Genomic DNA, 17,158 nt, shown 5'->3' on the forward strand with positions numbered 1-17,158 from the left:
ACCCATGCGCCGGCGTGATTTATTCCGCCATCATGTGTCGCTGGCCCTGATGCAAGGCGCGATAAATCTGGTTGCGTAACAGGTTGGCTTCGGGGTTGCTGATGCTGCGCGTGGGGTGACGCATCACCAGCCGCAGCAACACATTTTTTTGTCCCGGTCGCATGCCCAAGCGTTCAACCGCGGTGTTGGGCAGGTTGAGATAGGGCGTTTCACTGACAATGATGACTTCTTCCAGCAGATCGCCCTGATCGTGTAACAGCTCCCGCACCAGATCACCCAGAATTTCAACATTGATGTCTTCGTTTACTGCCAGTGACAGATCCCGTTTGATGGTCGGCTGGAAGGAAACTTCCTGCCAGGGTTCCAGGTCTTGCATCTGTGCCTGTATTCGAGAATCCTGGTGGCGCAGCAGACGAATATCGGGGATGTTTTTACGCAGCATGAGCACCCGGTCCAGGCCGATGCCCATGGCAATACCGGTGGTTTCTTCCGGGTCCCAGCCGCAGCGTGCCAACAGCGCTGGCGAGATGCGACCGCATTCGCCGACTTCAACTATTTCGCCGGCGGGATTGCGGGCATCTATTTGCAGGCCATTTTCTGTATAGGGATGAGGGGAATCTGACAATGTGATGGCGCAGTCCGGCAGCACTCGATTGAAAATCACGTTAACCGCCGTGGCGACAATATCCTGCTGGCCGCAGGTTTCCCGGTCCAGCAGCAGCCAGACGTCGAGCTGATGAGGTTCGCCGGTATGCCAGCGGTCGATGCTGTCGCGGCGATACACCAGCCCATGGCTCAGGGCGCCAAGGCAGTCGGGATGGTTGCCATGGCTCCAACCTCGCAGCCAGGCGGGAATGGCGCTGGAGGTTTGGGTTCTTAACATCAGGTTATCGGTCAGGTAACGGCTGTAGCGGGCTTCGCGCGCGGGGCCGTCGTCGGGGTAACCCAGGTCGTCGTAGTTGGCGGTGGTTCTGACCACCGGGTTGTGATTGAGGCGTTGCAGATAACAGGGCCAGGTCTGTTCGAGTGCCTGCTGTACTTCGGTGATGAGCAGTTGCATGGCGTGTGGCCCTTGTTGTGTATCCGTCAGGTCACGAAGGGTCAGGGCATTAATCAGTTGGGTATGGGAAATGGCGACAATCGACATTTGGAAAATCCTCTAAAAAACCAGATTCAGTTGAACGTTTGATGTTGTTTTGGTTTTTGACCTCCGGGTCTGGCCCGGAGGAGAGGCTTTTCAGAATGAAAAGTTAACCCGCCGCGCCCGCTTGCTGGACCCGGAGGTGAATAAATCGATGTGAATGGAGATGAGATAAAATAGTCATGCGCCAAAGCTTAATGATCTTTTTATATTTGACAAGCTTATTTTTCTGGATGGTTCGATGTTGTGATCAGCGTTTGGGTTTACCTGGGAATCGGGTGAGTGCCGGGTCCATGTGATCCCAGTGGCTGGCCTGACTGCAAAACGCATCTGCTTTGGGATGATACTGGGAGGTGTCGTCCAGAGTGCCGGCCAGTATTGAGGTGCGGCCGGCAACGGCTTCAACTTTGCCGAGCACCAGCGACCCGCATTTGGGGCAGAAACCGCGATGGATGGTTTTGCCGCTGCCGCCGATGCTGTCATAAAACGTTAATGTGCCATGGGTTTCCATGACATCATTTTCGAAGAACATCAGTGGCGCATAAGCGCTGCCGGTTGCCTGCTGGCAGTCACGACAGTGGCAGTTAAACTGAAATACCGGGTCGGCGCTGCATTGGTAACTGAACGCGCCGCAAAAACATCTTCCTGTATAGGTCATCGTCGCTGCCCCTTATGTGATGAGGCAACACTTTAGCTCTATGACCACACCCCGGCAACCGCACTGATTCGGCAAATACAATACCTATACGGTGGGCGATGGATCCAGTCAGTTGCTGTGCTCAGTGGTTTGCCTGGGGCAGGTTGTCAGGTCTTCGGTCATGGCCGGCGCGCTGTCGGCGGTGGAGAGCCCGATCAATTGATGCAGCTGCTGCTGATCAAATCCCTGAATGTAATGGGTGTGATCGATGATCATCAGTGGGCGTTTAATCAGGATAGGGTCCTGAATCATGGCGGCTAATGCGTCTTCGTGGCTGAGGTGTTCGGGGTTGAGTTGTCCGGATTTGATGGCCGGGGCCGTCTGGTTGAAACATTCAGACAGTGGCCGCTCGTCAAAAAAGGCCATCAGGCGTTCGGCCGTCCAGGGTTGTTGCAGCAGATTTTCGGGGTGTACTTCATGGCCGGATGATTGCAGCCACTGCAATTGCCGGCGGTTGTTGATGCAGCCAGGTTTCTGAAAAAAGGTGATATGTGCCATACAGGGTTCTCTGCGTTTGCTAAGTAAATGGCACTGGTTTGTTCGGTTATGAGTCTAGTGTTGAAACCAGTACCTTAATACCTGCTATTCCAAAAAACATACCAAATATAAGGTCGAACCATCGGCTCAGTCTGAGGTAGATGGCTTGCGCCCGGCCGGTGGAAAACAGCAGGGCATAACCGATGAATACAAAACTGCTCTGCACGCCAACAGCAATGATCACTGACCATAACCCGGCAATGCTGGTGTTATGGGGAATGCCGATGGCATATAAGGCACTGAAAAACAGAATGGCTTTGGGGTTGGTCAGGTGGATGGCCAGGCCTTTGAGGTAGGTTTGGGGAATCGATACGGGCGCGTTTTCGACGATCCGGGGGCGGTTGTTGTGACGGGCGGATAACAAGGATTTGAGCGCCAGAAACAACAGGTAACCGGCACCTGCATAGCGAAGCATTTCAAACAACCATACGTTGGCGTACATCACCGCGCCCAACCCGAAAGCCGCCGAGCATGACCATACCAGGGAACCGCTCAATATCCCGCTGGCAAGGGTTATGCCGCGCATGCGGCCCTGATTCATGGAGGTACCGGCAATGGCCAGAGTGGCGGGACCGGGGCTGGCGGTTGCCACCAGAGCGGCGGCCAGAATCACGGCGTAGTTAATCTCATCCATATTGTGTGTCCAATCGTGTTGGGGGTTGGCGGGTCAAGCGTCAATGGTTTTCATGACAACATGATATGTGCTGGTCAGCAAGGCTTCTTCAATGTTTCAGCTACGACAAAACCGGCTTTTGTCGGGTTTCAGACAATCGTTTTGGCGTTAATTCCCTGAAAAATCAACGGTTTTCACATGGCTTGCCGTTTGCAATCTGTCTTCAACAGCCAAACAGATACGCGGGGGAGAGTGGAAACATGGCGATGAAATCCAAACAGATTGCAGAACTGCTGGATGAGCCGGCCTGTAGTCATAACCACAAATCCAAGTCCGGATGTGCGAAACCCAAGCCGGGTGCTTCAGCCGGTGGCTGTGCGTTTGATGGCGCTCAGATCGCTTTGCTGCCCATCGCCGATGTGGCTCATATCGTTCACGGCTCCATCGCCTGCGCCGGCAGTTCGTGGGACAACCGGGGCACTCGTTCCAGTGGCCCGACCTTGTATCGAATCGGTATGACTACCGATCTGACCGAGCAGGACGTGATTATGGGACGCGGTGAAAAGCGTTTGTTCCATTCTATTAAGCAGGCGGTCACGACTTATCAGCCGCCGGCGGTCTTTGTGTATAACACCTGTATTCCAGCCTTGATCGGTGATGATGTCGATGCCGTGTGCAAGGCGGCGACTGAACAGTTTGGCATTCCGGTGGTGCCGGTGGATGCAGCCGGCTTTTACGGTACTAAAAATCTGGGTAACCGAATTGCCGGTGAATCCATGGTGAAGTATGTGGTGGGTACCCGTGAACCCGATCCGGTGCCGGCGTCGGCGGTTCGGGCGGATGTGACTGTGCATGCTGTCAATCTGATTGGCGAATACAACATTGCCGGCGAGTTCTGGCATGTGCTGCCGCTGCTGGATGAACTCGGCATCCGGGTGCTGTGTACGCTCTCTGGTGATGCCCGTTTCCGTGAGGTGCAGACCATGCACCGGGCGGAAGTCAATATGATGGTGTGCTCCAAGGCCATGCTCAACGTTGCCCGCAAACTGCAGGACAGTTATGGCACGCCATGGTTTGAAGGCAGTTTTTATGGTGTTTCGGATACCAGCGAGGCGCTGCGCAATTTTGCCCGGTTGTTGAAGGATGATGCGCTGATTGACCGCACCGAGGCACTGATCCAGCGGGAAGAGGCGCGCATACATGCCGCACTGGATGAGTGGCGACCACGGCTCAGTGGCAAGCGGGTGTTGTTGTATACCGGCGGGGTGAAGTCCTGGTCGGTCATTTCTGCTTTACAGGATCTCGGCATGGTGGTGGTGGCCACGGGCACCAAAAAATCCACCGAAGAGGATAAGGCGCGGATTCGTGAACTGATGGGGGACGATGCCATGATGATCGAGGATGGCAACCCGCGTGAGTTGCTGCGCATCGTCAGGGATTATCAGGCCGATATTCTCATTGCCGGTGGTCGCAATATGTATACCGCGCTGAAGGCGCGGGTGCCGTTTCTGGATATTAATCAGGAGCGTGAATTCGGGTATGCCGGTTATCGCGGCATGCTGGAACTGGTGCGCCAGCTGGCGCTGACCATTGAGAGCCCGGTCTGGCAGGCGGCCAGATCTGCGGCCCCATGGCAAGCCTCGCGGCATGACGAAGTATTACCACTACCCGCTGCGCTGGCAGCTAACGAGGGGTGATATGAGCGAGATTATCAAACGTAAAAAAGCCCTGGCGGTCAGTCCGCTCAAAGCCAGTCAGACCGTTGGCGCATCGCTGGCCTTTCTCGGGCTTAACCGCAGTATGCCATTGATGCATGGATCTCAGGGTTGCACGGCCTTTGCCAAGGTGTTTTTTGTGCGCCATTTTCGCGAACCCATTCCGTTGCAGACCACGGCGATGGATCAGACTTCAACAGTTATGGGCGCGGATGAAAATATTGTTCAGGCGCTGGCGACCATCTGCCAGAAAAGCGCCCCGGCGGTGATTGGTCTGGTGACCACTGGGCTGGCCGAAACCCAGGGGTGCGACATTCAGGCGGCGGTTAAAACCTTTGCCAGAGAGCATCCGGAGCTGGCAGCTGCCACGGCTGTGGTGCCGGTGAATACGCCGGATTTCAGCGGTTGTTTTGAATCGGGCTATGCCCTGGCCGTGAAAGCGATGATCCAGACGCTGGTGCCCGACACGCGTGATGATCAGCACAATCGGGTCGGCATCCGTCGCCGGCAGGTGAATGTGTTGTGTGGGGCGCATCTGACCCCTGGTGATCTGGAATATCTGACCGACAGTATTGAGCAGTTTGGGCTGCGGCCATTGTTGATACCGGATTTGTCAGGCTCTTTGGATGGACATTTGAGTGAGGATGAATTTAATCCTTTAACCACTGGTGGTACCACGGTGGAAGACCTTGCCAGCGCCGGCGAAAGTATTGCCACACTGGTGATTGGTGCCAGTCTGTTTGGCGCGGCGGAGTTGCTGGAGCAGAAAACCGCTGTGCCGGTTTATCGGTTTCAGCATTTGATGGGCATTACTGCCAATGATCGCTGGCTGGTGACGTTATCAGAACTCAGTGGCCAGCCGGTCCCCAGCCGCTATCAGCGATATCGCAGTCAGTTGCAGGATGCCATGCTCGATACGCATTTCATGATTGGTGACAAGCGGGTGGCCATTGCGGCCGATCCGGATCTGCTGATTGGCTTTGAAGATTTTCTGCGTGGCATGGGTGCGACCACGGTTGTTGCGGTTGTGCCGGCGGCCAGTCGTGAATTGACCCAGCTGCCCATGGCCGAGGTGCATGTGGGGGATCTGGAGGATCTGGAACGACTCGCCGCTGAACAGCGGGCCGAGCTGTTGCTGGGGAATTCCCACGCGGTGGATTCTGCTGCGCGCCTGGGGCTGCCGTTATTGCGTATCGGTTTTCCGCAATACGATCTGCTGGGCGGTTTTCAACGCTGCTGGTCGGGGTATCGCGGCAGCCAGCAGGTGCTGTTTGATCTGGCCAATCTGATCATGTCCAGCCATCATGATATTCGCGCTTACACCTCTATTTACCGGGATTCCGGCAATCCATACAGCAATGAACAGCATATGAGGCACTAAATGACACAGGTAACGAGGCAGTTGCAAGTGATCAAAGAAATCGATGACAGCAAAATGCTGAAAATCGCGTTCGCCACCAGCGACCGTAAAACCGTGAATCAGCATTTTGGATCGGCGCGGTCTTTTACCATTTACGGCATCACTGAGTCAGAAGCTCATCTGTTGATGGTCAGCGAGTTTGAGGATCTGAAACAGGATGGCAATGAAGACAAACTGGTGATCAAAATCGAATTGTTGAAGGACTGTGTTGCGGTGTTCTGCCGCGCCTGCGGTGCTTCTGCGGTGCGCCAGTTGATGGCCCGCAATATTCATCCGGTCAAGGTGACCGACGGACCGGACGATATCGACACCATTATCCATTCTTTGCAGCAGGAACTGAAAGACAGCCCCGCCGGCTGGCTGGGAAAAGCGGTGAAACAGATGCAGCGTGAACAGCAACCGGACCGGTTGGATTTTATGGCAGAAGAAACCTGGGACGAATAACGAGGAGAGCGAACCCATGACTGAATTTGCAGAAAAACTGGAAGTGGCGGACAACGATCCGGCCCTTAAATTGCCGTTTATCCGCGGCATCATCACTCAACTCAGAGCGATGGATACCTATGGCACTTACGATACCTGGAATGATGCCAGGGTGATTGATCCGCTGGTGCTGACCAAGGAGCGGCGGCGCGATATTCCGGTGGTGGGTGATCCCGATGAGGTGGTCATTGCGCGGATCAAGGCTTATTACAATGCCATTGCCGCCGGGATCGAAGTGGAGAGCCATCTGATGGCCATGCCGGTGATCAATCTTTCCCATGAAGGATTTGGCCGGGCATTGATCAAGGTTGGCAAGCTGGTGGTGGTGGATAAAACCCTGCGCGATGTGCATCGCTTTGGGTTTGATTCGCTGGAACAACTGGCCCGGGAAGGCTCGACATTAATTTCTGATGCGGCGGCATTGATTCAGCAGCATCGTCAGGTGGCGGAGCTATAAGATGGAAGAAGCAGAATTAAAAGCACTGGAAAAAGAAGTCAAAAAACGCAAACGCATTGCGACTGAGCTGGCTTCGGAGGTACACGATCTGGTGGAAGACACCTTGTGGACCGATTACGAACAATTGCCGGCCAAAGCCGAGCAGGTATATCAGGCCTGTCTGGCCTGGGCCGAGGCAAAATCCCGATTGCCGGCCTGATCTGTTCACCCTGGTAGCCATCCCGACGTGGCCACGGTGTGAACGGACAAACATGATTGATTGTGTGGATGACTGCGGGCGAGGCCCGCAGGCGCCAACGCTTCGTGATTTTACTGTTGAAAGAGAGAGAAGGGGGGTAGAGATGTCTGCAATCATACAAGGGCAAACCCGGGGGGGAGCGGAGTGGACGCCCCAATTCGTCACTGAACTGGACCCGACCAATTGTATTGGCTGTGGCCGCTGTTACAAAGTTTGCCCCCGTAATGTATTTGAATTGGTGGAACGAAGTGCCAGTGACGATGATGACGACTTTTACGATGACGACGACGAAATGATGGTCATGACCATTGCTGATCCAATGGACTGCATTGGCTGTATGTCCTGCTCCAAGGTTTGTCCGAAAAAATGTCATACCCATGCACCGCAAAGCCTGTGAGGTAATACCATGCCAAAACCTGTACACCATGTATTTGTCTGCATGCAGAACCGCGACCCCGGTCATCCTCGCGGCAGTTGCAGTCATGCCAGTAATGGCAATCTGATGGAGCTGTTTGGGGATGCCATTGCCAAACGCGGTCAATTTGGCCGGATTGCACTGAGCGCATCGAGTTGTATTGGCCCATGTCATATCGGCCCGAGTGTGTTGGTGTATCCTGAGGGTATTCTTTATGCCGAAGTGGGCGCTGACGATGTGGACAACATTGTTGAGCAGCACCTGATCAACGGCGAAATATTAGAACATAAGCAAGCACCGGCGGAGGTTTGGTCATGAGCAGTATTGCAGCACTTAATATTCCGGAAAGTTATTTTTCCAGAACGCTACCCGAAGAGGTGCAGACCGTTCTGGATGGTATTCGATATGCGCATCCCGAGGTGAAGGAGGCTGCCTTGATCTCTGCGCTGAAACGCTGGCCAGAAGTGTTGGATATTCATATTTCCCTGTACAAGTTTTATTTCCGCTGTGGTCGTTACGCCGAGGCGGAATGGGGAGCCTGGAAGGCGTTGTCGATGGCGGCCAGGCAAGCCGGCATCAGTCATAATTATCGTCGCCTGCATGTGCATTCCACCGACTGGAGCACCGCCAATGAACCTGCACGGCAGTTTTTATTCAGCCTGAAAGCGTTGGGGGTGATTCGTTTGCGCCGGCAAAAACTGGCCGATGCCCAACGGGTGTTGACCAAGTTGATGGAGTTGGATCCCAATGATGAAGTGGGTGGTGGCAGTTATTTCCAGATCGCTGAAAAGTTGATTGCAGTGTTATCGGAAATGGATGATTAATGGCGCCGGAATTTTCTGAGTAGCATGATATTGGCATGGCTGATGCGTTGTGACGCATACGGTGCATAGCGGCGCTAGAGATGTTGTGATGATGGTTTGGGTGTGATTCGGTTTGCGGTGAATAAAATCGTCATACCCTGCTGTTGTCTCAACGGAAGATTGCATCATCTGCTGGTTGTGGTTTGTTGAGGTGGTGCTGTTTTTTTCAGATTAAATCCCAAAAATACATACTTCTTTAGTGCTGGTATTTCCAATTAATCCTTCTAATGTAATTCATATATCCCATTGATCTATGTTAAACCGGATGTTACCGGTTGCTCGGTTTTTTACCGGTATAGCAATGAGTTTTTCATCTATATTTGTAGTGTGTTATTGGTTTTTTGGATTTGGTTATCATGCATGATAAGAACCTGTGACATTTGTCGGTAACACCTCTGTCTGTTAAAAAATCTCCGTTGTCTGTTAAGGTGTTAAAGGATACATTGATTTTTACTCAGGGAGTGCCTGAGATCTCATAAATTCGTCAGAGGTTTCTTATTAACCTGTCAATTAAACAGATCGTCCTGATCTCTTTAATTGTCGCCCCGAGAAATCTGGCGGTGTTGCGAGAAACACCGAATCGTCGGACCACTTGATTTATCGGGGCTCGCATTGGCTATGGCCAATGGTGTGGTCCGACACCTCGGTGCATCCCTGCATCACACTATTAACCCGACATTATACTTGCCGGATTAATAGATAACCGGCGATTGTTGGTATTGGTTGAGATCAGGGGGAACCTGACTATGACAAACCGTCCTGGAGTGTAGATGTGGTATCAGGGAGAAAAACAAACTCCCGGTTTTCCGCACTGAACTGTTTTATTCGCTGACACGTGATTGCCTGATGTATTGAATGTCTTCGTGTGTTGGGTGGGTGAAACGGTTTCTATTTTTCAGCGGCTCTGTGTATTGAAAATGAGCACTGTTGAACAGCCAGATCATCTTGATTAAATGACCTAAAACAAGAGTGCAATATGAGTCTAATACCTACTGAGCATATCGGATCCATTCCCCGTCCGCGTGAGTTAATCGCGGCCTATCAAAAACAACAGGCTGGTGAGATCAGTGAAGAAGAGCTGGAAGCGTTGGCCACACAGGCGAGTATTGACACAATAAAGAAAATGGAAGAAACGGGTTCTTATTGTGTGGGTGACGGTGAGCAACGAAAATTCTCCGGCTTTGCATCCTATTGTCTGCACGGTGCCCATAATTTTGCTCCCGATGGCGCGGAGATATTGTTTTCTGACGGCCACAGCCGGGTATTGCCACGATTGACCAAAGGACCATTCAAATATCAGATAACCGCTGATATGTTCCTGGAAGATGCCATGAAACATACCGGGCTTCCGGTCAAGCAAGCGGTCATTGCCCCCTCGTTGCTCAGTCTGCTATACCCTAATACCCCGATTCCCGAGTACAGCCGTAATCGATTTCTTCAGGATATTATTCGCCAGCATCATCAGGAACTGGCGCGATGTCTGGAGCTGGGGGCGCACAAGGTGCAGATTGATTTTACGGAAGGCCGGTTATCTTTAAAGCTGGATCCATCGGGCGAACTGTTGACCGGTATGATCGATTTGATCAACACCGGACTGGAAAATTTTACCGACGCGCAACGGCGAAAAATTGGTTTACATACCTGCCCCGGAGCTGACCGGGATGCCACTCACAGTGCAGATGTTGATTATAAAGATCTGTTACCGACACTGTTTCGGGCCAATGTGGGAAATTTTTATGTGGCGATGGCATCGGAAAAAGATCCCGAAAAAGTGCTGTTGCAGATTAAGTCTCTGATCAAACCTGATGTTCGGGTATTTATTGGCGTTATCGATCCCATTGATCCGGTCGTTGAAACACCGGAGCAGGTCTGTGAGAGGGTGTTGAAGGCGGCCGAATATATTCCTTTGGATAACTTGGGTACAACTGACGATTGTGGTTTTTCGCCTTTTGCCGATGACGATTCAACATCGCGCGATATTGCGTTTGCCAAGATTAAGGCCAGAGTGGAAGGTACTCGCATGGCTGAAGAAATTCTGATTGCCAGAAAGTAAATTCCGAGTGGTTTAATAAATCTGTTCAAGCGTGAACCGCCGGTTTATTTAACAAACGATAGTGATGACTTAATATGGCCAGCAGCTTTGTGAGCATTTACTGTTTAACCCGTCAGCATTTATGTCAGGTTAATAATGTGATTATGACCTGTTTTGGAGTTTCGTAAATGTCTATGCAGCAGGACGATCTGCAATCACTTCGGGACCGGATCAAAGCGCTGGAAATGCAGGTATTGACGCTGGAAAACCAGAACCGGGAACTTCGGCAAAGTGAGCTGGCTCAGCAACTCAATGATGAAAAACTAAGTGAAATTCAGCGAATCGCGTCGATTTACAGTTGGGAAGTCAATGTTGTCAGCAGGCGTTTGAAATGCAGCGATATGTTGAAAAGCATATTGCATCCACCGTTATCTGAGTATTTAACCGTTGAGGATTTGTATCAGATCATCCACCCCGATGATGTTGAACATTATCGCAAACTATACGACGACTCCGTTGATGCTGAGAAACCTTTTGAACTGGAACACCGTATTATTCTTCAAAACGGCAGCGAACGTATTGTCAGGCATTTCTGTAAGACCTTCTTTTTAAGTAATGGTATGCCCTTTAAATCGATGGGGCTGATGCAGGATGTCACCCAGCTCAAGAAAACAGAAGAACAACTCCGGCAGGCAATTATTGAAGCCGAAGCTGCCAATGAAGCCAAGTCCAGTTTTCTTGCCAATATGAGTCATGAAATCAGAACTCCGGTTAACGGTGTAATCGGTATGACACATTTGTTGTTGGATAGTGCGTTGGATCAGGTGCAGCGTGATTACGTTGAAACCATTCGTCATTCGGGTGATGCGCTGTTGGCGGTCATTAATGACGTTCTCGATTTTTCGAAAATTGAAGCAGGCAAAATGGAACTGGAGCAGTTTGATTTCGATCTCTGTTCCACCGTTGAGGATGCGTTGGAAATTCTCGCGGAAAGTGCCGCCAGAAAACATTTGGAAATTGCATACCTTGCAGAGCGGGGAGTGGAAACCTGGGTTCGGGGCGATCCTTCCCGGATACGCCAGATTCTGTTAAATCTTGTGGGCAATGCCATTAAATTTACCAATTCGGGCGAGGTTGTCGTCAAGCTGACCCGGAATGGTCAGGAGGGGGCGGAGGCTGATTTTATCCGGTTTGAAGTTATAGACTCAGGCATCGGCATTTCCGCCCGGGCTCAGACAAAGCTGTTTCAGGCGTTCAGCCAGGCAGATAGTTCCATTACCCGTAAACACGGTGGCTCGGGATTGGGTTTGGTAATCTGCGACCGACTGGTGGCCCTGATGGATGGTGAGATTGGTCTAGACAGTACTCCCGGTAAAGGCAGTACATTCTGGTTTACCGCCAGGTTGCCTGCCAGTGTCGAGCGTCAGCAAACGTTGGCAGTAGACGCCATGAAGCCTGTGAAGGTTCTGTTTGTTTCCCAAAATAAACCGTTTTTGCAGTTGAGTGTCCGACAGTTAAAGAACTGGCAGTTTCAAGTGACGGCTGTGACAGAGGGTGAACAGGCGCTCATAGCGCTTCAAAAAGTTGAGCCGTGTTTTAATCTGGTGATTGCTGATACCCAACTTGAGGATATGGCGGGGGGGATGCTGGTTGAAAAGATTCGCGCGATTCCGGAAATATCGAAGACTCATATTATTTTGTTACGCCAATTTGGCCAACGTACTCATCAACGCTATATGTCCAGTGTGGATATGTTCATGACCAAGCCGGTCCGATGGTCCAGGATGTATCGTCATATTCTTTCGGTTTTCCGTCAGGATCATGGAAATCCTGTCAGTCATCAGCAGCATTCGTTGAATAATCATGCGGTTGCCTCCTTTCAGTTTCGGGTATTGCTGGTTGATGACAATATTGTTAATCAGAAAATTGCTGAGCATATGTTGCAACGGATTCACTGTCAGGCTGACATCGCTGAAAATGGCCGGGAGGCCTTGGAGATGCTTGAGAAGCAGAGATTTGATCTGATCCTGATGGATTGTCAAATGCCGGTGATGGATGGTTTGACTGCCACAGAGGTAATTCGTGCGAATGAGCGCATGTCCGGTGAACATATCCCGATTGTCGCCATGACGGCCAATACCATGAAAGGGGATATGGAAAGATGTCTGAGTGTCGGCATGGATGACTATATCAGTAAGCCCGTCAGACTCCGGCAGTTATATGAGACTCTTTCCCGCTGGTTGCCGATCACTGATGCAGTCATGCTGGAAACCGATATCGAAGACAGCATGTGATCTGAAACAAGGGTAGCCTGTTTCAATGGTCTTGTTTGTATTTAATGATATTTTCCGTATATATGATGTCGATCAGAAGAATTATTTTTAAAATAAAAGCTTGCACTGTTGCAAAACGGACTTTTGACCGGTCATTGTTCCACAGGATTACATTTCATTGCCTGACGGCCTCAGGTGGCTGTTTTTTGACGCCTCAAATGCCTCGTTCAAACGTAAAAGCGACTTCCTGAAAACAAACCTTCACAAAGCAAAATACCGCTGAAAATCAGTGTTTTATCAGATTCTTAAGGATTTTTTGAAAGCTGACTTTTGTCGTCATAAGACGACATTCACAGTCAGTTTTCATGGTAATTATTTGGAGCCGAAACACGCCAAAAAGATGACTGTTTCACGTTTTGATTTGATTTCCATGCGAACCTGTTTGGAATGATAACGAGGTCTCATTCGCGACATGGATTGCCATCGTCGCAGCCATTAATCTTATGCACATGTTAAGGAGCGAGTGTTAACAGTTTAAATCAAGCCGTACTGAGAAACGCCCGAATAAGGTCATTCGAAAAAATTTAATTTTTTATTCGTCCAACTCAACAAAGTGCGAGCCAAATCATGAACACATTTACCAACACTGTTAAAACTTTCCTCTTCTCTTCTATCGTTATTTCTGTGGTATCGGGCTGTCAGGTGGAAATCACCACCACTGAGGTACGCTCACTGGCACTGGAGATGTCTCTTATGACCAGAATGACGGCACCGATAATGGCTCAGTTTCCAATAATGACTATGATAACGATGGTGTTCTGAATGATGTGGACGCCTTCCCGAATGACCCATCTGAGTATGTCGATACCGATAATGATGGTTTAGGCAATAACGCAGATGCCGATGATGATGGTGACGGTTTCAGCGACAGTGATGAAGCCTATGCCGGTACCGATCCGCTGGACAATGGTGATTATCCAATGATGAACACAGCCAGAAGCGTGGAAGTCAGCTGGGAAACACCCACCTCACGTGAAGATGGCAGCAGTCTGTATGCTTACGAAATTCAGGGTTACGAAGTGAAATACCGTAACGTGAACGATGGTGAATACAGCTCAGTGTTGCTGACACTGGATCCCAGCGAACTGATTACATCGACGACATTGGATCTGAATAGCGCCGGCACCTATGAATTCACGGTTGCGGTTTATGATGTGAACGGTTTGTACAGTGACTTCAGCCAACCTGTACAGGTAAGCATTCAATAGTCACACAATCCCCGTTATTGATTTATTAAGACTCCCCACAATGTGGGGAGTTTTTTTTGGCCACTTCGATTACCAGGCAAACTGTTACATCAGTTTATTTGCGCACTCTTCAAATCAACGAATGACACTTCGTTATTTCAACTGATACACGGAAAACATACCGTTCAATAAAGTGTTTATGTTAACCAGTTTCTGAAGGCCTGAGATATTTCCTGTGGTGATTCGATCGTCGACATGTGGCCACAGTTGGCCAGTGCAATCAGGTGGGAGTCGGGGAGGCAGGCTGCCATTTCCTGATGTTGTGCGACCGGGCTCCAGCGATCTGCTTCGCCGCAGATGAGTAGTGTTGGTATAGTGATTTGCGACAGTAATGGCTGGGCATCGGGACGATTCAGCAATGCGGTGATTTGCTTCTGAAAGTCTTGCACTGAATATCGGCAGACCATTTGTTTCAGGCTGGTCATCAAGGTTTCATTTTGCTGTCCGGCGGGACCCACCATCGGCGGTAGCCAGGTATCGGCAACCGCGCTCATGCCCTGTTCTGCCGCCAGTGTCAGTAATTGCTGCCGACCAGCAGTTTCCTTTTCCTTTCGGGGATGCATACCGCTATTGAGCAGGGCCATTTTGTAGATTCGTTGAGGTGCCAGTCGATAAGCTTCCAGCGCTACTCGCCCGCCCATGGAATGACCGGCAACACAAATGGTGCCTGTCGTCGTTGCCAGCAGGTGCTCTGCCATGGTGGTAATAGAGTCAAACCCCCGGAAATTCAGAATGGAGATTGTGGCAATATCATGAAGAGAATCGGCAATATCCTGCCAGACAAGTTCATCGCTCAGTAATCCACACAGCAACACAAGCGAAGGTTTGGGGGTAGGTGAGGTCGTCAAAGAGTAATCCTCCAGTTAAAAACGTGTGGTTTTGGGGAAAAACCCCTGATATTAAAGGGTTAATGCGCATGATATCAGAATAATATCAAACTACTTGACATTATGCTGCTCAAATGAAAATAATCCCCTCCAGTACATGATTCGCTCAGACGTGGTGTCTGGCGTTTTGATCAACGTTTTCAAGGCATTCCTGATAGGTGTTGGCTTATTGGGTCAGATATTTGAAAAAGGTGAGGGTATACGGTTTCTGTTTACAAAAATAATTACTAACAGAGTGTATGAATACGGTCGGTGGATATTCCTCACAGTGGTCGCCGTATCAGTTAGGTACAGCAATTTTCCGTTTTTATGGTGATCCCCCGGATGGTACGACGGCGCGGAAGGTGCGCTCCATCGGTGAACGTTTGATGCGGACAATAATGCGTCTGGTCTGGGAGCCATGTATTACCCGTTGAGTCACAATCAAGCACGGGCGATAAACCGACAAGTTTAATGATAAGTCAACCGAGGTCATGAAATGTTTATAGCACCAGCAGATTCAATTGCCCTGTTTGCAAAGGCAAAGCCTGAAAAAATTGCCGCAAGAGATCTGGTTACCGGTGAAAGCTGGAACTATGTCGAGTTCGACGATGCAATTGGTCGCCTTGCGAGTTATTTGCTGGAAGTGGGTGGACGGCCGGGAGATCGTGTGGTTGTGGCGTCCCGTAACAGTGTTCGTATGGTCATGTTGCATCTTGCCTGTTCGCGTGCCGGGCTTGTTTTTGCACCGCTGAACTGGCGTTTGTCTGTTGCTGAGATTACGGTATTGCTTGAACTTGCTGAGCCCTGGATGTTGTTGGCGGATCCGGCTTCTGAGGCGTTGTTTGCGGGTCGTGAGGATGTGCAATATTTGCATGAATTTGTGATGACCAGTGCTGACAGCAAACCGCTGCAGCAGACTGCCCGCGACATGAATCGCCCGAGTTTACTGCTATTTACTTCTGGTACTACCAGTAAGCCGAAAGGGGTGTTACTGACCGAAAAGAACCTGGTTATGACGGGTATTAATTTTGGTATGTTGACGGCTGTTGGCGATTCCAGTTGCTTTTTGTGTGAAGCACCGATGTTCCATGTCATTGGTATTGTGACCAATATCCGTTCGGTGATACAGCAGGGAGGAACCATTGTGGTTTCCGATGGTTTTAAGCCGGTGAGGACTTTGGAGTGGTTTGCCGATCCTGATCTGGGCATTACCCATTACATCGGAGTACCGCAAATGGTCGAGAGTTTTCGCCAGCAACCGGAATTTACTCCGACGGCGTTAAAATCGCTGACAGCACTGGTGACCGGTGGTGCACCTCATAAGCGTTCTGACATTCTGGCCTGGCTGGAAGATGGCATTCCGGTGGTGAGTGGATTTGGTATGAGTGAGGCCGGTACGATTTTTGGCATGCCACCGGATTTGAGTGTTATCCGCAAAAAAGCGGGTTCTATAGGTTTGACGGTGCCTTGGCTGGATGTACAGATCATGGATGGTAATGGCCAACCCTGTGCGGTTAATCAGGAGGGAGAGTTGTGGATTCGTGGCGAAAATGTCATGCCTTATTACTACAACAATCCTGAGGCTACCAGCGCCGCCATTACTGAAGATGGCTGGTTCAGAACCGGCGATATTGTACGTTGCGATGAAGACGGTTTCTTCTGGGCGATGGATCGTAAAAAGGATATGTATATCTCTGGAGGTGAGAATATTTATCCGGCTGAAATTGAGGCGGTGCTGATTGAATATCCCGATATTCGTGAGGTCGCGGTATTTGGCATACCTGACGAGAAATGGGGCGAGGTCGGTTGTGTGGTTGCGGTGCCGGTTAATCCTGATGAGTTTGATGAAAACAAGATGCTGGAGTTTCTATCCACCCGGCTGGCGCGTTACAAGATACCTAAAAAAGTGATTGTTGCTGAACAGCTTCCAAGAACATCAACCGGCAAGTTGCAAAAGGCGATATTAAAATCGGATATCGCCAGCATTGATCAGCACATGACAGGTTATTAATAAGCCGTTGAGTCAATGTGCGGCTGAGACTGTTGGCAGGGATTGTTGCTTTGTGGTTTTTAACTCTGCCTGTTGCCCCTGGTTGCG

18 protein-coding genes are annotated in these 17,158 nt (G+C 50.4%); 13 read left to right on the plus strand and 5 right to left on the minus strand.

Annotation, left to right across the window (positions count from 1 at the left end):
- Positions 1–19: 19 nt before the first annotated feature.
- From srmL to YC6258_RS12720, 4 genes are all read right to left on the minus strand, one after another.
- The gene (srmL, locus tag YC6258_RS12705; protein WP_044617321.1) at positions 20–1,147 is read right to left on the minus strand and encodes a PheS-related mystery ligase SrmL; all 1,128 of its coding nucleotides are present in this window, start codon (positions 1,145–1,147) and stop codon (positions 20–22) included.
- 244 nt (positions 1,148–1,391) lie between these two features.
- On the minus strand, positions 1,392–1,799 hold the full coding sequence (locus YC6258_RS12710; RefSeq protein WP_044617322.1) for a GFA family protein: 408 nt from the start codon (positions 1,797–1,799) through the stop codon (positions 1,392–1,394).
- A gap of 108 nt (positions 1,800–1,907) precedes the next feature.
- Entirely contained in the window at positions 1,908–2,336 is a 429-nt protein-coding gene (locus tag YC6258_RS12715; protein WP_044617323.1) for an ArsC/Spx/MgsR family protein, read from the minus strand.
- A gap of 46 nt (positions 2,337–2,382) precedes the next feature.
- Positions 2,383–3,009: a LysE family translocator gene (locus YC6258_RS12720; protein ID WP_044617324.1), complete on the minus strand. Its 627-nt coding sequence runs from the start codon at positions 3,007–3,009 to the stop codon at positions 2,383–2,385.
- Between the two features lie 245 nt (positions 3,010–3,254).
- Here YC6258_RS12720 and nifE point away from each other — a divergent pair, with 245 nt between their 5' ends.
- The 11 genes from nifE (at position 3,255) to YC6258_RS12775 (ending at position 14,152) form a co-directional block, all read left to right on the plus strand.
- Positions 3,255–4,685, plus strand: coding sequence for a nitrogenase iron-molybdenum cofactor biosynthesis protein NifE (gene nifE, locus YC6258_RS12725; protein WP_044617325.1), 1,431 nt, complete (start codon positions 3,255–3,257; stop codon positions 4,683–4,685).
- 1 nt (position 4,686) lies between these two features.
- The gene (gene nifN / locus YC6258_RS12730; protein WP_044617326.1) at positions 4,687–6,084 is read left to right on the plus strand and encodes a nitrogenase iron-molybdenum cofactor biosynthesis protein NifN; all 1,398 of its coding nucleotides are present in this window, start codon (positions 4,687–4,689) and stop codon (positions 6,082–6,084) included.
- A complete protein-coding gene (locus YC6258_RS12735) occupies positions 6,085–6,567 on the plus strand; it encodes a NifB/NifX family molybdenum-iron cluster-binding protein (RefSeq protein ID WP_044617327.1) in 483 nt (160 codons plus the stop codon). It abuts the gene before it with no gap.
- A gap of 16 nt (positions 6,568–6,583) precedes the next feature.
- Entirely contained in the window at positions 6,584–7,063 is a 480-nt protein-coding gene (locus YC6258_RS12740) for a NifX-associated nitrogen fixation protein (RefSeq protein ID WP_044617328.1), read from the plus strand.
- 1 nt (position 7,064) lies between these two features.
- Complete coding sequence (locus tag YC6258_RS12745) at positions 7,065–7,262, plus strand: CCE_0567 family metalloprotein (RefSeq protein ID WP_044617329.1); 198 nt, start codon at positions 7,065–7,067, stop codon at positions 7,260–7,262.
- A gap of 142 nt (positions 7,263–7,404) precedes the next feature.
- Positions 7,405–7,698 carry a ferredoxin III, nif-specific gene (gene fdxB / locus YC6258_RS12750; protein WP_044617330.1) on the plus strand — a complete coding sequence of 98 codons (294 nt, stop codon included), beginning with the start codon at positions 7,405–7,407 and terminating at the stop codon, positions 7,696–7,698.
- Positions 7,699–7,707: 9 nt separating this feature from the next.
- Positions 7,708–8,034 carry a (2Fe-2S) ferredoxin domain-containing protein gene (locus YC6258_RS12755; protein ID WP_044617331.1) on the plus strand — a complete coding sequence of 109 codons (327 nt, stop codon included), beginning with the start codon at positions 7,708–7,710 and terminating at the stop codon, positions 8,032–8,034.
- Entirely contained in the window at positions 8,031–8,540 is a 510-nt protein-coding gene (locus tag YC6258_RS12760) for a hypothetical protein (RefSeq protein ID WP_044617332.1), read from the plus strand. The genes YC6258_RS12755 and YC6258_RS12760 overlap by 4 nt, the downstream gene beginning before the upstream one ends.
- Before the next feature lie 1,015 nt (positions 8,541–9,555).
- Positions 9,556–10,632, plus strand: coding sequence for a cobalamin-independent methionine synthase II family protein (locus YC6258_RS12765; protein ID WP_044617333.1), 1,077 nt, complete (start codon positions 9,556–9,558; stop codon positions 10,630–10,632).
- Positions 10,633–10,799: 167 nt separating this feature from the next.
- Positions 10,800–12,905 (plus strand): PAS domain-containing hybrid sensor histidine kinase/response regulator, encoded by a 2,106-nt coding sequence (locus YC6258_RS12770; RefSeq protein WP_052830251.1) that lies wholly within the window; start codon positions 10,800–10,802, stop codon positions 12,903–12,905.
- 806 nt (positions 12,906–13,711) lie between these two features.
- A complete protein-coding gene (locus tag YC6258_RS12775; RefSeq protein WP_044617334.1) occupies positions 13,712–14,152 on the plus strand; it encodes a fibronectin type III domain-containing protein in 441 nt (146 codons plus the stop codon).
- Between the two features lie 176 nt (positions 14,153–14,328).
- Here YC6258_RS12775 and YC6258_RS12780 read toward each other — a convergent pair whose 3' ends face one another.
- Entirely contained in the window at positions 14,329–15,039 is a 711-nt protein-coding gene (locus tag YC6258_RS12780) for an alpha/beta fold hydrolase (RefSeq protein WP_044617335.1), read from the minus strand.
- Positions 15,040–15,317: 278 nt separating this feature from the next.
- Here YC6258_RS12780 and YC6258_RS30270 point away from each other — a divergent pair, with 278 nt between their 5' ends.
- Positions 15,318–15,494, plus strand: coding sequence for a hypothetical protein (locus tag YC6258_RS30270; protein WP_169748968.1), 177 nt, complete (start codon positions 15,318–15,320; stop codon positions 15,492–15,494).
- 62 nt (positions 15,495–15,556) lie between these two features.
- A complete protein-coding gene (locus YC6258_RS12790; protein ID WP_044617337.1) occupies positions 15,557–17,071 on the plus strand; it encodes an AMP-binding protein in 1,515 nt (504 codons plus the stop codon).
- Positions 17,072–17,158: the final 87 nt, after the last annotated feature.

Origin of the sequence: Gynuella sunshinyii YC6258, from assembly GCF_000940805.1 — a bacterium.
GTDB classification, from domain to species: Bacteria; Pseudomonadota; Gammaproteobacteria; order Pseudomonadales; family Natronospirillaceae; genus Gynuella; species Gynuella sunshinyii.